A 15,946-nucleotide genomic window follows, 5' to 3' on the forward strand; every position below is an offset into this window, starting at 1 on the left:
GGAGTGGAAAGCGTGCGGAGATACTACTCCCCCCCAGTAGTTTAATACTACCCCCCAGTAGAAAAATACTCAGGGGGAGTAGAGCGTGATATGCTTTAAAAGCCTAAAAATAAGGGATACAGAGATGTCACATACCGTTCGCGACAAGAAGATGTTACTGACTCGCCTGAAGAAAATTCAGGGGCAGAGCACTGCGCTGGAGAAAATGCTCAACAGCGATCACGAATGCGCCGAGGTGTTACAGCAGCTGGCGGCGATCCGCGGAGCGGTCAATGGCATGATGATGCAGGTGATCGAAGGGCATTTAACCGATCATGTGGTGAAAGAGCCTGAAGAAGCGCAGCGTGAAGCCGATCTTGGCGTGGTGTTGCGGGTGATGAAATCCTATCTTAAGTAGAATGCATGCCGAGGTTATTTTCTGCCCAAAGAATAAATTCCGTCTTTGGCAGCGCTTTACTGTAAAACCATCCCTGACCGTACTGCACGCCGTGGCGGTGTAGCCAGGCGAGCTGCCCTGCGGTTTCAACGCCCTCCGCCACCATCGCCAGCTTCAGCGACTTCGCTATTTCAATGATGTGCGGCGTCACGTTTTTATACTCCAGCGCATCCACGAACGATTTATCAATTTTTAGCGTATCGACGTCCAGATCCTGCAGATAGCTCAGGCTGGAATAGCCCGTGCCAAAATCATCAATATAGACAGGGTGGCCCGAACGACGGAATGCGGCGATAGCCGGTGCGCTAATTTTGGGATCGGCAAAGCCACGCTCGGTGAGCTCAAGGGCGATCTGTCGGGGATGGATTTGCCACTTATTCAGGAGCTGACTCAGCAGAGGCGGCAGGATACCGGAGGTTAAATCGGCAGGGGCGAGGTTAATGGAGATATGCTGATCCGGATGACGCTGCAGCCAGTGTCCCATATCTTCAAACACCTTTTCGATGACTAACTGCGTCAGCTGCGAAATAAGCCCCGTTTGCTCGGCAAGGGGGACAAAAATATCCGGCGAGAGGCTACTTCCGTCCGGCTGGGGCCAGCGCGTCAGCGCCTCAGCGCCCACAATTTTTCCGCTACACAGCGCCACGATGGGCTGATAGTGAACCACAAAATCCCGGCTGTGAATGGCGTCAAGCAGGCGATTGCGCGGCGACTGGATACGCCGCAGGATCCGCAGGACAAACAGTGCGGCGAGCAGGCTTATCAACATGCCGAACGGTAACCAGAAAAGAAGCTGCCGGTGCCAGGTTTCAGCGAGCGGTTTGAGCGTTGCCCATGCGACGACGGTAAACCCAAGCTCAGGTACAGACTTCATAACGTACATTGAACCGTTGTACTGCACGCTTTTCACACCCCGCTCCTGAACCATGTCGCGGATGTGAGAATCAAGCTTGCTGCTGCTGGCGAATATGCGGTGCGTTGCGCTTCCTACCAGGGCGGCATCAATCGCAATCTCGCCGAAAGGGATCACGTCCACCAGCGAGGCAGGATCGACCATCACAAGATAGTTGCCTTTTCCCAGCACCGTCATGTAGCGGTTAAACCCAAGATCGTTTTGCGTGGTCAGCCACGCGCTGTAACCATCTTCGGTAATGCGCATTGGAGGAGGGAAAGGGGACGCATGACTGGTTTGCTCCAGGGAGGAGCAGAGCGGTCGAAGGTTGTCGATATAAATCACTTCCTGGACATATCGCCACGAGAAAGCGACCCGGCGCATTTCCCGCAATTGCAAGGGGCTACACGGCACACCCTCAAAGGCCTGCAGGTGATCGAGCGCTTCTTTTGCCTGATCCACAACCCTGTCGGTGCGTACCAGCACGCGGGAGGCATAGTTATCCAGCGCATCGGCAAATTTATCTTCCGCCTGGCGGTGGGCCAGCCAGATGCTCAGGCAAATGGGGACCAGCACGGAAAAGATAAGTACGCCAGTCACCAGACTGACCAGATGTCGGGTTTTCATGCTGTAGTGTCCTTCCTCGTACACCCGTTCCTGGGCATTGAGTTCCCTGCCTGAAGAGAAAGATTTTACCGCGAAATGATATAGTTATAGCACGTGGTTGGCATGGTTTTCATTTTATCTCAGGCAAATGAGAAAATATCGCCAGGCGAGAGGGGGTTGTTTTTTCTAACTGGCCTGGATATTATTTTGTTATGTTATAACAAAACATAAAGGATTTACGATGAAACCCAATATCCACCCAGCCTATCGCACCGTGGTTTTCCACGACACCAGTGCCAATGAATACTTTAAAGTCGGCTCAACCATTAAAACCGACCGCGAAATTGAACTCGACGGTGAGACGTACCCGTACATCACCATCGAGGTTTCTTCAAAATCGCACCCGTTTTATACCGGTAAGCAGAAAACGTTCTCCACGGACGGCAGCGCAGCACGCTTCCGCAAGCGTTTTGGCGGTTTTCTCAATGCGAAGCGGGGCTAACCATGCAGGTACTTAACTCATTACGCAGTGCAAAGCAGCGTCACCCGGATTGCCAGATAGTCAAACGCAAGGGGCGCTTGTACGTGATTTGCAAATCCAATCCGCGCTTTAAGGCGGTTCAGGGACGTAAAAAAAGACGCTAAATGCGCGTTTCTCGCCAGCTTTCCAGGGATCTAATCTGTTTGCCATCGGCAGTAAAATTGTCGGTGGCAAGCCAGCTTTCAAAGGCGCTCGCCAGCGCAGGCCACTCTTTGTCGAGAATCGAAAACCAGTCGGTATCCCGGTTACGGCCTTTTATAACCAGCGCCTGACGAAAACGCCCCTCAAACTGAAAGCCCAGACGCAGCGCCGCTTTGCGGGAAGGCTCGTTCAGGCTATTGCACTTCCACTCATAACGCCGGTAGCCCAGGGTATCGAACACATACCGCATCAGCAGATACTGCGCTTCTGTCGACCCTGGCGTGCGGCTTAACAGAGGGGAGAAGTGAACATGCCCCACTTCCACGACCCCGTTTTTAGGATCGATCCGCATCAGGGACAGCGTCCCGACAGGAGACTGGGTCCGGTTGTCCATAACGGTAAAGTGGATGGGATCGGATAACTCACTTACGCTCGCCACCCATTCGGCAAACTCCTCTGCGGTGGCATCGGGTTCACGCAGCAGCCACGTCCAGCTGCGGGTATCTTCGGCCAGGGAATAGGCTGAGAACAACGCGTGGGCATGCTCCACGCGCAGCGGTTCAAGCCGACAATAGTGACCCTGAAGGACCACCCGGGACGGGTGCGGACGAGGCTGCCAGTCGATAAGGGCTTCGCCTACAGGCTGTCCAAACTCGTTGAATGTATTCATCTTTATTTCCATGACGTTGAAAAGATCTCCAGATTAGTGAATTGCTGGTTCCTTAAAAAGAACCACCAGGCTATGTTTTTCTGGTACCAAGAGGAGGGAAGATGAATATACCGGGTGATGAGCTTTACACTTTGCTCCATGCTGCGCTGAAAAAGCGTGGGCAGGAGACGCTCCAGCGCGCGCTCTATCTCGCTTTGCGGGAGGCCATACTGGGCGGAAGGCTTCGGTCCGGCAGCCAGCTGCCCGGTTCGCGAACGCTTGCGCAGCAGATCTCGGTTTCCCGAAACACCGTCAATGCGGCGCTGGACCAGCTCGCGCTCGAAGGCTATTTGCTGCGTAACCGTCAGGGTACGCGGGTGGGGCAATTCGCTCATCGTACGATTGCCCGGGCATTGCCGGATCCTGACGTCAGGCTGACAAAACGGGTCGCCCTGCTGTCCGCGCCCGTGCCGCGCGACACCCCGGTGATGGCGTTTACGCCGGGAACGCCTGCTATTAACTATTTCCCCTTGCCGCTGTGGCGGCGATTGTACGATCGCGTCCTGCGCGAGGAGGGGAGTGCCCTGTTAGGCTATGGCGACCCGGCCGGCGAGCCGTCGCTGCGTGCCGCGATTGCCCGGCATCTCGCCCTGTCCCGCGGTATCGACTGCGACGCCAGCCAGATTGTGATAACCGAAGGAGCGCTGGAGGGCGTCAACCTCTGCACGATGCTGTTAAGCGAGCCTGGGGATGTCGCCTGGGTAGAAAACCCCGGTTATAGCGGGGCAAAGAGTGCGTTTGTTAAAACTGGCCTGGCAATGACGGGAATACCGGTTGATGACGAGGGAATGTGCTGGGAAGGGCTGGATGCGCCTGCGCCCTCAATGATTTTTACCTCACCTTCGCATCAGTTCCCTTACGGGAGCGTGCTCAGCGCGCGGCGGCGGTTGGCGCTGCTGGAGCTGGCACGGCAGCACAACGCGTGGATCATTGAAGACGATTACGACAGCGAGTTCCGCTATACCGGTGAGCCCGTACCGGCGATGCTGGGAATGGTCGCTAACGCGCCCGTTATGTATCTGGGGACGTTCAGTAAAACGCTGTTTCCGTCGCTCAGAGTGGGGTTCATGGTGTTACCGCCAGCGCTGGCGAAAGCTGCTCATCCGGCCATCGGCTCGCTGCTGCGTGGGGGGCATCGTGCGGAGCAGCGTACCCTGGCGCGGTTTATTGAGGAGGGGCACTATGCCCGTCATTTGGCTTCCATGCGTCGCCTTTATCGTAAGCGTTACCGACAGCTGCGGGAAGTGCTGGGCGCAGAGCTTAATACGCCGCACCGTATTCTCGCTGGCGAAGGCGGGATGCATCTGACGCTGGAAATAGACGGTATTGACGATCAGAGAATGGTGGAGCAGGCGAGGGCGTTTCAGCTGGCACCCGCTGCACTGAGCGGGTACTACCTGGAGGCGAAGCAGGGGCAAACCGGTCTGGTTTTAGGTTACGGCAATACCCCTGCTTCTCAGTTTGCGCCGGGGATCCGACGTCTGCAGACGTTAATTACGCAGCAGCAGGGCGGGAAAGGGTAAAGACATCATAGAAAGAGAGCTGACCTTTGGTGGAGACCATTTTCTGCAGCTTCTCTTTTTGCACGTTTTCAACCGCCGGAGAGTGCATGATGTTTTCGATCAGCTCCTCTGGCACGTAACGCGTGTTGTACCATTCGCCGTTATAGCAGACCCGGAAATCGAGCACGTCGATGTCTTCGTAACGGTAGCGCGGATTCACGTCGAAAAAGAAAAAGGCGTTAAAGACGACAAACAGTACAATCAGCAGCCAGACGGAGTCCACTAGCGTTTCGGACTTCAGCATCACAATAAGCGTCGCCAGCCAGGCGGCATACATGGCGACAAACAGGCCAGGATGTTTGCGAATAAAGCTAATGCTAAAGCGCGGGCGATTATCGCGCTTTTCGCGGAGGTTAAGATCGTCGATGGTGGCGGTAAGCAGGCGCTGTATCTCGGTCATTTTTTGCCTTCATGAGAGTTGACAATACAGGGTGTCTGCCAATTTTAGGGGAGCCATCAGGCTGAAAAAAGTAACAGTCTGGAGCTAAAAGACTATAACAGTTGACTCCCCGCAACCTCACAGCGTTTTGATGATTTTTGCCGGGTTGCCGCCAACGACGACGTTAGCCGGGACGTCTTTCGTCACGACGGCGCCGGAGGCCACGACCACATTATCACCAATGGTGACGCCAGGGTTAATGACCGCCCGGCCACCAATCCAGACGTTATTGCCAATATTGACAGGTTTTCCAAATTCCACGCCGCTGTTTCGTTCTTCCGCGTCCAGGGGATGGGTAGCCGTATAAATATGAACACCCGGCGCGAGCATGCAGTTATCGCCAATATGAACAGGGCAGACATCCAGCATCACGCAGTCGAAGTTTGCATAAAAGTTTTTGCCCAGATAAATGTTATATCCGTAGTCGCAGCGGAAGCTCGGCTCAATATAAGCTCCTGCGCTTTGTCCCAGAAGTTCCGCCAGAATGTTCTGTCGTTCTGTTTTTTCATCAGGCGCGGTGTGGTTATAGCGGTAAACCAGATGGCGGGCCCGCAGTCGGTCAGCCCGTAACGTCTCATCGCCGGGGCGGTAATGTTCACCGGCAATCATTTTCTGTTTTTCTAAGCTCATTGGAAACCTCTCTGGATGTTATTACCGCAGGATAATCGGAACAGGCCAAAGGGGAACGTTCCCGAAAAGCCGTTGTGACTGTCGTCACAACATTGCTGCTGATGAACACGTTTTATACGGAGACCTGGCTTACGCACAGGGAGCATAACGGGACAGGTAAATACTCAGAACGAGGCGTAGAACTCTACAGACACCCTTCAAAGATTAACGGACAAATTTCCACACAGAAGTAGGGATTTTGTCATACAGCTTATTCATTGTCAGTTCAGCAAGACGATGGTCAGCGGCTGAATAAAATACCGCCAGTTCATTATCAGAAAGCTCGTATTTATTCTTTTCAATGACGCGCTCGAGCGTGTCAATTGACTGACAACGTCGTAAGCGCATCAAATAATCGATTTTTGTGAGTGGTTTATCAGACATAAATTCACCTTAGTAATTGTAATAATTTTAACAGGAAAGACTCACCGGGTTAGCTCTGCTCACGTTGACGAAACAGCGGAATAGCCGATTTCCCGATTTACGCCATTTTTGCAAATCCTGAGCGTTAATGCCGTAACTGCTGAACAACATAAAGGTGTCGTCCAGGTATTCATCAATTTGCTCAATGAGCTTATTATCTTCATTGTACTTAATTTTATAATTAAGTGCGAAGGTTGCGATATGCTCTATCAGCTCATTCAACTGTAAATTGATGGCAGACGTTGGGTCGTTTACCCAGCCATGGTTGCTTTCATCAAGATTGGCAAGGCAGTCATGGTACAAGGATTCGCAGAGAAATTTCAACTGCGCGATATCATGCCTTTTTGGCGAGTACTCGTCCATAGCGCATCCCCTTCTGAGTGATTTCTTACTCACCGAACATCATTGTCGGGATGGATACAACTGACTTAGCTACATGAGTGCTGTGTTCCTGATAACCTAACTATAAGCCACTCCTTCCTGGATTTCACCGCGCTATTACGAAAAATTACAAATAAAATCCGCAGGCTGGGAGCGTGTACGCAAATGGTCACCCTGGACTCAACGTTTTTATCCAAATTAACGACGGGGTTTTATCGCTTCCTTACGTTTCATCGGCTTAGCAAAAATGATGAGAAAAGTTCAGATTCAGACTTATCTTTGTAAGAACTTCTTATTAGGAATATTCCTAATACCTTAGGCGGGGAAATGAAATTAAAAAAATCCTGAATTCACCGATTAAGGTATCAGTTAATTATGATATGTCTATTTAAGATGGCAGAAAATAAATAGAGCCACAATAAGCGTAATTTATGATTTTTTCTGAAAATGAAAAAGGCCGCTAATGCGGCCTTTTTATCATGTGGAACCGGTATCAGTGAGGTTCTACCGAATGACTGTGCTCAATATCTTCATTTTTACGGCTGAAGCGGCGGCGAACCACCACGAAGAACACCGGTACGAAGAAGATAGCCAGTACGGTCGCGGTAACCATACCGCCCATCACGCCTGTACCTACCGCGTTCTGAGCGCCGGAGCCCGCACCGGAGCTGATAACCAGCGGCAGTACGCCGAGGATAAATGCCAGCGACGTCATCAGGATTGGGCGCAGACGCATACGAACCGCTTCAAGCGTCGCCTCAATAAGACCTTTACCTTCTTTCTCCATCAGATCTTTGGCGAATTCAACGATAAGTATCGCGTTCTTCGCCGACAAGCCAATGGTTGTCAGCAGGCCTACCTGGAAGTAAACGTCGTTGGTCAGTCCACGGAACGTTGCCGCAAGCAGCGCACCGATAACCCCGAGTGGAACCACCAGCATAACGGAGAACGGAATCGACCAGCTCTCGTACAGCGCCGCCAGACACAGGAAGACGACGATCAGTGAAATCGCGTACAGGGCAGGGGCCTGGTTTCCGGACAGACGTTCCTGATAGGACATACCGGTCCAGTCGTAGCCGATACCCGAAGGCAATTTGCTCGCCAGCTCTTCCATCAGGTTCATGGCTTCACCGGTGCTTCGGCCCGGAGCGGCCTGACCCAGGATCTCCATCGATGGCAGACCGTTATAGCGTTCCAGACGCGGTGAACCGTATTCCCAGCGTGAGGTTGAGAACGCCGAGAACGGAACCATCTGGCCATTGCTGCCGCGCACGAACCAGCTGTTGATATCGTTCGGCAACATACGGTACTGCGCTTCTGACATCACGTACACTTTCTTCACACGACCGCGGTCGATGAAGTCGTTAACGTAGCTACCGCCCCAGGCTGCGCCCAGCGTGGTATTGATGTCACTGATGGATACGCCCAGCGCCTGGGCTTTCTCCTGGTCGATATCGATCTTGTACTGCGGCGTATCTTCCAGGCCGTTTGGACGCACGCCGACCAGCAGGTCAGGGTGTTTAGCGACTTCACCAAACAGCTGGTTACGCGCCTGCGTCAGTTTCTCGTGACCCAGACCGCCCTGGTCAATCAGCTGGAAGTCGAAGCCGGTCGCGGTACCCAGTTCAACAATCGCTGGCAGGTTAAAGGCGAAGACCATCGCATCTTTAATCTGCGAGAAGGTGCCCATTGCACGGCCGGTGATGGCTTCAACCTTGTTCTTTTCGCCCGGACGTTCAGACCAGTCTTTCAGAGAAACGAAGGCAATACCGGTGTTCTGACCACGACCCGCAAAGCCAAAGCCGTTAACCGCAAACACGGACTCAACGTTGTCTTTCTCTTTGGTGAGATAGTAGTCCGTCACTTCATCCAGCACTTTCTGAGTACGCTCTTGCGAAGCACCCGCCGGAAGCTGTGCCATCGTCAGGAACACGCCCTGGTCTTCATCTGGCAGGAACGAGCTTGGCAGACGAACGAACAGGAAGGCCATGCCCACCACGATGATGATATAGAGCAGCAGGTAACGACCGGTGCTGCGCAGAATGTTGCCCACGCTGTCGGTGTAGTGGTGCGTGCTCTTATCGAACATGCGGTTAAACCAGCCGAAGAACCCTTTGTGCTCGCCGTGACCGCCTTTCTGAATCGGCTTCAGCATGGTGGCACACAGCGCAGGCGTCAGGATCAACGCCACCAGCACCGACAGCGCCATCGCGGAAACGATGGTAATGGAGAACTGGCGGTAAATCGCACCGGTGGAGCCCCCGAAGAAGGCCATCGGGATAAATACCGCAGACAGCACCATCGCGATACCGACCAGCGCGCCCTGGATCTGACCCATTGATTTACGGGTCGCTTCCTTCGGCGGCAGACCTTCCTCCGCCATCACACGCTCGACGTTCTCGACCACGACGATGGCGTCATCAACCAGCAGGCCGATGGCGAGCACCATCCCGAACATCGTCAGGGTGTTTATCGAGTAGCCAAATATCGACAGGATCGCAAAGGTCCCGAGCAATACCACCGGCACGGCAATCGTTGGGATAAGCGTCGCGCGGAAGTTTTGCAGGAACAGGTACATGACCAGGAAGACGAGGATGATCGCCTCAACCAGCGTTTTAACCACTTCGTGAATCGAGATTTTGACGAACGGCGTGGTGTCGTACGGGTAAACGATTTTCAGACCTGACGGGAAGTAAGGTTCCATCTTCTTCAGCTCTGCACGGATCGCCGTGGCGGTGTCCAGGGCGTTCGCGCCTGTCGCCAGTTTGATACCCAGACCGGAAGCCGGTTTACCGTTAAACTTCGCGATGATGTCGTAGTTCTCACCGCCCAGCTCAACTTTCGCCACGTCGCGCAGGCGAACCTGCGAACCGTCCTGATTCACTTTCAGCAGAATTTTGCTGAACTCATCGGCAGAGGTCAGACGGGTCTGCGCGATGATCGAGGCGTTAAGCTGCTGGCCTTTCACCGGCGGCGTACCGCCTAACTGACCGGCCGCTACCTGGGCGTTCTGCGCTTTAATCGCGCTGATCACGTCAACCGGCGTCAGCTGGAAGTTGTTCAGCTTGTTCGGATCCATCCAGATACGCATCGCGTACTGGGAACCGAACAGCTGCACGTCACCTACACCGGAAGTACGGCTGATGGCGTCCTTCATGTTGGCGCCCACGTAGTCGGAAATATCCTCCTGCGTCATGGTGCCGTTGGTGTTGATAACGCCGACAACCATCAGGAAGCTACTGGACGATTTCTCGACGCTCACACCCTGCTGTTGTACTTCCTGCGGCAGCAAAGGCATTGCCAGCTGCAGTTTGTTCTGCACCTGAACCTGCGCAATGTCAGCATCCGTACCTGACTGGAAGGTCAGGGTGATCTGCACTGTACCGGTGGAGTCACTGTTTGAGGACATGTACATCAGGTTATCGATACCGTTCATGTTCTGTTCGATAACCTGGGTGACGGTGTCCTGCACCGTTTTCGCATCAGCCCCCGGGTAGGTTGCGGAAATTGTTACCGCCGGTGGCGCAATCGTTGGATATTGCGCGACAGGCAGCTTCAGGATCGCAAGTCCCCCGGCCAGCATGATGATTATGGCGATCACCCACGCAAATATGGGGCGATCGATAAAGAAATTAGGCATGTCTTAACGGCTCCTGTTTAAGTTAAGACTTGGTTTGTTCTGACTGGCCAGCGGCCGAAGCTTGTTGTTTATCGTCAGATTTCACTTCCTGTGCTTTAACCTGCGCGCCAGGACGAACTTTTTGCAAACCAGTAACAATCACGCGATCGCCATCTTTCAGACCTTCCGTCACCAGCCATTTATCGCCAATCGCCTGGGTGGCGGTGATATTGCGCGTTTCGACTTTGTCATCAGCCCCAACAACCAGCGCGCTCGCATCGCCGCGTGGCGTACGGGTCACACCCTGCTGTGGAACCAGAAGTGCGGTTGGATTCGTTCCTTCTTCCAGACGCGCGCGAACGAACATACCTGGCAGCAGATTTTTGTCAGGGTTCGGGAAAATCGCACGTAAGGTGATGGAACCGGTGGTCTGATCGACCGTCACGTCAGAGAATTCCAGGGTACCTTCCTGCGGGAACTTGATACCGTCGTTGGTAATCAGCTCCACTTTGGCTTTGCCGTTTTCCTGTTTCAGAGTGCCGTTAGCCAGCTCCTGTTTCAGGCGCAGGAAATCGTTGCTGGACTGCGTCACGTCAACGTAGATCGGATCAAGCTGCTGCACGGTTGCCAGCGCATTGGTCTGACCGTTTTGCACCAGTGCCCCTTCCGTGACGGAGGATTTACCAATGCGACCGCTGATAGGGGAGGTCACTTTGGTATAGGCCAGGTTAATGCGCGCGGTTTCGACGGCCGCTTTGGCTGCCACCACGGCCGCGTTAGCCTGCTGTGCATCTGCCAGGGCGGTATCGTAATCCTGTTGGCTGATGTACTTGGTACCGAGCAGCTTTTGGTAGCGGTTCAACGTCAGCTGAGCAATTTTGGCCGCGGCTTGTGCTTTCGCCAGGTCACCTTTCGCACTTTCATAAGAGGCCTGATAGGTTGCTGGATCAATCTGATACAGAGACTCACCGGCTTTCACATCACCACCTTCGGTGAAGTTACGCTTCAGGATAATGCCGCTGACCTGAGGACGCACTTCCGCAATGCGGTAAGCATTGGTACGGCCTGGTAATTCGGTGGTGATTTGTAGAGGTTCAGATTTGAGCGTCACGACGCCTACTTCTGGCGCCTGCTGAGCTCCTTGTTGAGCTGGTTTGTCGTCACATCCTGTTAGCGCTAAGCTGCCTGAGAGCATCAGAACGACCGCCAGAGGCGTTAACCCTCTGTTTTTGTTCATATGTAAACCTCGAGTGTCCGATTTCAAATTGATCAAGGGTCCTGAGTCTAAAAACCCATTGCTGCGTTTATATTATCGTCATGCTATGGTACATACATTCACAAATGTATGTAAATCTGACTCCTGTAAATTCACCCACCTATGGCACGAAAAACTAAACAACAAGCGCTGGAAACCCGGCAACACATTCTGGATGTGGCAATACGTTTGTTCTCGCAGCAGGGTGTTTCATCCACCTCGCTGGCGCAGATTGCTCAGGCTGCCGGTGTGACGCGAGGAGCGATTTACTGGCATTTTAAAGATAAGTCAGATCTGTTCAGTGAAATCTGGGAACTTTCAGAGTCCAGCATTAGCGATCTCGAGAGTGAGTATCGGGCAAAATTCCCTGACGATCCACTCTCAGTATTGAGAGAAATATTAGTATATATCCTTGAAGCAACGGTAGTTGAAGAACGTCGCAGATTAATGATGGAGATTATTTTTCATAAATGCGAGTTCGTGGGCGAGATGGCGGTGGTGCAGCAGGCGCAACGCAGCCTTAGCCTGGAGAGCTATGATCGTATTGAACAGAATCTGAACCTGTGTATGCAGGCAAAATTATTACCGGCCAATCTCTTGACCCGACGGGCGGCAATCCTGATGCGCAGCTACATTTCAGGTCTGATGGAAAACTGGCTTTTCGCGCCGCAATCCTTTGACCTCAAAGAGGAAGCCCGCAGCTACGTGGCGATTTTACTGGAAATGCTACAGCTCTGCCCCACGCTGCGCAGCGACGCGCCTTCGCTAACGGCCTGATCCCTTTCCAGGATTTATCTCAGAGGATAACGTTCGCGCTATTCTGCTTTCAGCGAGCGTGATATTCTTCACGCCGGACTATTTTCGGTCATCTTCTGACATCATTCACAACTATGCTGCCCATCAATCGCTCGCAACATCCTGTTTTTGCATTGCTCTTTGCGATGCTGTTTTTCTTTGCCACGGCGCCGCTGACCTGGGCCCGCGCCGATAACAGCAATGATATTCCCTCGCGCGGCGATGTTCAGTCGCAGCTCGACACGCTGAACAAACAAAAAGATCTCTCCCCTCAGGAGAAACTCGTCCAGCAGGATCTGACGGAAACGCTGGAAACGCTGGATAAAATCGAACGCATTAAAGCGGAAACCGTCCAGCTTCGTCAGAAGGTGGCGCAGGCGCCTGAAAACATGCGTAAGGCCACCGACGCGCTGAATGCCCTCAGCGATGTGGATAACGACGACGAGACGCGCAAGACGCTCTCGACGCTCTCCTTACGCCAGCTGGAGTCCCGCGTCGCGCAACTGCTCGACGATCTGCAAACCGCGCAGTCGGATCTTGCAACGTATAACAGCCAGCTTGTCTCTCTGCAGACCCAGCCCGAGCGCGTGCAAAACGCGATGTACGCCGCGTCTCAGCAGCTGCAGCAAATCCGCAACCGTCTGAACGGCACGACGGTAGGCGAAGGTACGCTGCGCCCGACGCAGCAAACCCTGCTGCTGGTTCAGCAGACCTTGCTCAATGCGCAGATCGAACAGCAGCGTAAAAGCCTGGAAGGGAATACGGTGCTGCAGGACACGCTTCAGAAACAGCGTGATTACGTCACCGCGAACATTAATCGCCTGGAACACCAGCTTCAGCTGTTGCAGGAGGCGGTAAACAGCAAACGCCTGACCCTGACGGAAAAAACCGCCCAGGAGGCCGTATCGCCTGACGAAACCGCCCGCATTCAGGCGAATCCGCTGGTGAAACAGGAGCTCGAGGCTAACCACCAGCTTAGCCAGCGCCTGATACTGGCGACGGAAAACGGCAACTCGCTGGTTCAGCAAAATATCAAAGTGAAGAACTGGCTGGATCGCGCGCTGCAGGCTGAGCGCAACATCAAAGAGCAGATTGCGGTCCTGAAGGGCAGCCTCCTGCTGTCGCGTATTCTCTACCAGCAGCAGCAGACCCTCCCGTCCGCCGATGAGCTGGAAGACATGACCAACCGCATTGCGGATTTACGTCTGGAACAGTTTGACGTCAACCAGCAGCGCGATGCCCTTTTCCAGAGCGATGCCTTTGTCGCCAAAATTGAAGAGGGGCATTCCAGCGACGTGAACCCGGAAGTGCACGACGCGCTGCTCCAGGTCGTCGATATGCGTCGCGAGCTGCTGGACCAGCTCAACAAACAGCTGGGCAACCAGCTGATGATGGCCATTAACCTGCAAATCAACCAGCAGCAGCTGGTGAGCGTCTCGAAAAGTCTGCAGGAGATCCTGACCCAGCAGATTTTCTGGGTGAACAGCAACAAGCCGATGGACTGGGACTGGGTCAAATCCTTCCCGGAGACGCTGAAAACGCAGATTAAGAGCATGAAGATCACCGTAAACTGGGAGAAAGCCTGGCCTGCGGTCATGATTGCTTTCCTGGCCGGTTTACCGCTGCTGCTGATTGCCGGTCTGATCCGCTGGCGTCTGGGCTGGCTGAAAAAATACCAGGCGAAGCTGGCCTCCGAAGTGGGGCAGCTGCGCAACGATAGCCAGCTCCATACGCCAAAAGCGATTCTCATCGATCTCATCCGCGCCCTGCCGGTGTGTCTGATTATTCTGGCTGTGGGCCTGATTCTGCTCACCATGCAGCTCAACGTCAGCGATCTGCTGTGGGCGTTCAGTAAAAAACTGGCGCTGTTCTGGCTGGTGTTTGGCGTGTGCTGGAAGGTGCTGGAAAAAGACGGCGTGGCGGTGCGTCATTTCAACATGCCAGCGCAGCTGACCAGCCACTGGCGCCGTCAGATTGTGCGCATTAGCCTGGCGCTCCTGCCGCTGCACTTCTGGTCGGTTGTCTCTGAGCTTTCTCCGCTGCACCTGATGGATGACGTGCTGGGCCAGCTGGTCATCCTGCTGAACCTGCTGCTGATTGCGATCCTGATGTGGCCGATGTGCCGCGACAGCTGGCGTGATAAAGAGTCCCACAATATTCGCCTGGCCACCGTAACGGTGCTGGCGATCATTCCGCTGGCGCTGATGGTGCTGACGGCAACGGGCTACTTCTATACCACGCTGCGCCTGTCCGGGCGCTGGATTGAAACGGTCTATCTGGTGATCGTCTGGAACCTGCTCTATCAGACCGTGCTGCGCGGCCTGAGCGTGGCGGCTCGCCGTATCGCCTATCGCCGTGCTATCGCGCGTCGTCAGCATCAGGTGAAAGAAGGGGCCGAAGGCGCGGAGCCGCAGGAAGAGCCGACCATCGCCCTGGAGCAGGTTAACCAGCAGACGCTACGTATCACCATGCTGGTGATGATCGCCCTGTTTGCGGTGATGTTCTGGGCTATCTGGTCAGATCTTATTACCGTTTTCGCCTATCTCGACAGTATTACCCTCTGGCAATACAACGGTACCGAAGCGGGCGCTGCGGTCATGAAAAGCGTGACCATGGGCAGCCTGCTGTTTGCGCTGGTGTCGTCGGTGGTGGCCTGGGCGCTGATTCGCAACCTGCCAGGCCTGCTTGAAGTGCTGCTCCTGTCACGTCTGAATCTTCGCCAGGGGGCGTCCTACGCCATTACCACGATCCTCAACTACGTGATCATTATTGTCGGGGCGATGACGGTCTTTGGCTCGCTTGGCGTCTCGTGGGATAAACTGCAGTGGCTGGCGGCGGCCCTCTCGGTCGGTCTTGGTTTTGGCCTGCAGGAGATCTTCGGTAACTTCGTGTCCGGCCTGATCATCCTGTTCGAACGTCCGGTACGTATCGGCGATACCGTCACCATCGGCACGTTCTCGGGAACGGTCAGCAAGATCCGTATTCGCGCCACCACCATCACCGACTTCGATCGCAAAGAGGTGATCATCCCGAACAAAGCGTTCGTGACCGAGCGTCTGATCAACTGGTCGCTCTCCGATACGGTGACGCGCGTGGTGATCCGCCTGGGCGTTGCCTATGGATCGGATCTGGAGAAGGTGAAAGAGGTGCTGCTGAAGGCGGCGTCAGAACATCCGAAAGTGATGCACGATCCGGCCCCGGCGGTCTTCTTCACCACCTTTGGGCCGAGCACGCTGGATCACGAGCTGCGTTTATACGTGCGCGAGCTGCGCGACCGCAGCTACACGGTGGATGAACTCAACCGTTCTATCGATCGTCTGTGTCGTGAAAACGATATTAATATCGCCTTCAACCAGCTCGAGGTTCACCTGCGTAACGAGAAAGGTGATGAGCATACGGAAGTGAAGCGCGACATTAAGGGTGACGATCCTACGCCTGCATAATCTATTTTCCCTCTGCCCTCAGGGGCGAGGGAACG

14 protein-coding genes are annotated in these 15,946 nt (G+C 54.1%); 6 read left to right on the forward strand and 8 right to left on the reverse strand.

All coding sequences use genetic code 11. From position 1 onward, the window contains the following. Positions 1–124: 124 nt before the first annotated feature. The gene (locus tag ACOTZB_RS05975) at positions 125–397 is read left to right on the forward strand and encodes a metal-sensing transcriptional repressor (RefSeq protein ID WP_023310594.1); all 273 of its coding nucleotides are present in this window, start codon (positions 125–127) and stop codon (positions 395–397) included. Here the strand turns inward: ACOTZB_RS05975 and ACOTZB_RS05980 are convergent. Next, on the reverse strand, positions 390–1,955 hold the full coding sequence (locus ACOTZB_RS05980) for an EAL domain-containing protein (protein WP_421626687.1): 1,566 nt from the start codon (positions 1,953–1,955) through the stop codon (positions 390–392). The genes ACOTZB_RS05975 and ACOTZB_RS05980 overlap by 8 nt on opposite strands. Before the next feature lie 220 nt (positions 1,956–2,175). Here ACOTZB_RS05980 and ACOTZB_RS05985 point away from each other — a divergent pair, with 220 nt between their 5' ends. Both ACOTZB_RS05985 and ykgO read left to right on the forward strand, forming a co-directional pair. Beyond that, on the forward strand, positions 2,176–2,436 hold the full coding sequence (locus tag ACOTZB_RS05985) for a type B 50S ribosomal protein L31 (protein ID WP_006176933.1): 261 nt from the start codon (positions 2,176–2,178) through the stop codon (positions 2,434–2,436). A gap of 2 nt (positions 2,437–2,438) precedes the next feature. Beyond that, the gene (gene ykgO / locus ACOTZB_RS05990; RefSeq protein ID WP_003859006.1) at positions 2,439–2,579 is read left to right on the forward strand and encodes a type B 50S ribosomal protein L36; all 141 of its coding nucleotides are present in this window, start codon (positions 2,439–2,441) and stop codon (positions 2,577–2,579) included. Here ykgO and ACOTZB_RS05995 read toward each other — a convergent pair. Continuing rightward, on the reverse strand, positions 2,576–3,286 hold the full coding sequence (locus ACOTZB_RS05995) for a GNAT family N-acetyltransferase (protein WP_421626688.1): 711 nt from the start codon (positions 3,284–3,286) through the stop codon (positions 2,576–2,578). The two genes, ykgO and ACOTZB_RS05995, sit on opposite strands and share 4 nt — an antisense overlap. Before the next feature lie 101 nt (positions 3,287–3,387). Between ACOTZB_RS05995 and ACOTZB_RS06000 the strand changes: the two genes are divergently transcribed. Then, the gene (locus ACOTZB_RS06000; protein WP_421626689.1) at positions 3,388–4,848 is read left to right on the forward strand and encodes a PLP-dependent aminotransferase family protein; all 1,461 of its coding nucleotides are present in this window, start codon (positions 3,388–3,390) and stop codon (positions 4,846–4,848) included. Here ACOTZB_RS06000 and ACOTZB_RS06005 read toward each other — a convergent pair. The 6 genes from ACOTZB_RS06005 to acrA form a co-directional block, all read right to left on the reverse strand. Further along, complete coding sequence (locus ACOTZB_RS06005; RefSeq protein ID WP_337280109.1) at positions 4,820–5,287, reverse strand: YlaC family protein; 468 nt, start codon at positions 5,285–5,287, stop codon at positions 4,820–4,822. The two genes, ACOTZB_RS06000 and ACOTZB_RS06005, sit on opposite strands and share 29 nt — an antisense overlap. 117 nt (positions 5,288–5,404) lie before the next feature. Beyond that, entirely contained in the window at positions 5,405–5,956 is a 552-nt protein-coding gene (gene maa / locus ACOTZB_RS06010) for a maltose O-acetyltransferase (RefSeq protein ID WP_023310599.1), read from the reverse strand. 204 nt (positions 5,957–6,160) lie between these two features. Continuing rightward, positions 6,161–6,379 carry an HHA domain-containing protein gene (locus tag ACOTZB_RS06015; RefSeq protein ID WP_008499287.1) on the reverse strand — a complete coding sequence of 73 codons (219 nt, stop codon included), beginning with the start codon at positions 6,377–6,379 and terminating at the stop codon, positions 6,161–6,163. Between the two features lie 27 nt (positions 6,380–6,406). Then, positions 6,407–6,781: an Hha toxicity modulator TomB gene (gene tomB, locus ACOTZB_RS06020; RefSeq protein ID WP_008499288.1), complete on the reverse strand. Its 375-nt coding sequence runs from the start codon at positions 6,779–6,781 to the stop codon at positions 6,407–6,409. 511 nt (positions 6,782–7,292) lie between these two features. After that, complete coding sequence (gene acrB / locus ACOTZB_RS06025; protein WP_421626690.1) at positions 7,293–10,439, reverse strand: multidrug efflux RND transporter permease subunit AcrB; 3,147 nt, start codon at positions 10,437–10,439, stop codon at positions 7,293–7,295. A 22-nt stretch (positions 10,440–10,461) separates the two neighbouring features. Beyond that, complete coding sequence (acrA, locus tag ACOTZB_RS06030) at positions 10,462–11,655, reverse strand: multidrug efflux RND transporter periplasmic adaptor subunit AcrA (RefSeq protein WP_029741963.1); 1,194 nt, start codon at positions 11,653–11,655, stop codon at positions 10,462–10,464. A 141-nt stretch (positions 11,656–11,796) separates the two neighbouring features. Between acrA and acrR the strand changes: the two genes are divergently transcribed. Further along, a complete protein-coding gene (acrR, locus tag ACOTZB_RS06035; RefSeq protein WP_023310602.1) occupies positions 11,797–12,450 on the forward strand; it encodes a multidrug efflux transporter transcriptional repressor AcrR in 654 nt (217 codons plus the stop codon). Between the two features lie 113 nt (positions 12,451–12,563). Beyond that, positions 12,564–15,911, forward strand: a complete 3,348-nt coding sequence (mscK, locus tag ACOTZB_RS06040; RefSeq protein WP_045400726.1) for a mechanosensitive channel MscK — start codon at positions 12,564–12,566, stop codon at positions 15,909–15,911. Positions 15,912–15,946: the final 35 nt, after the last annotated feature.

The organism is Enterobacter cloacae complex sp. SHL020, from assembly GCF_049236945.1.
Taxonomy (GTDB): Bacteria; Pseudomonadota; Gammaproteobacteria; order Enterobacterales; family Enterobacteriaceae; genus Enterobacter; species Enterobacter dykesii.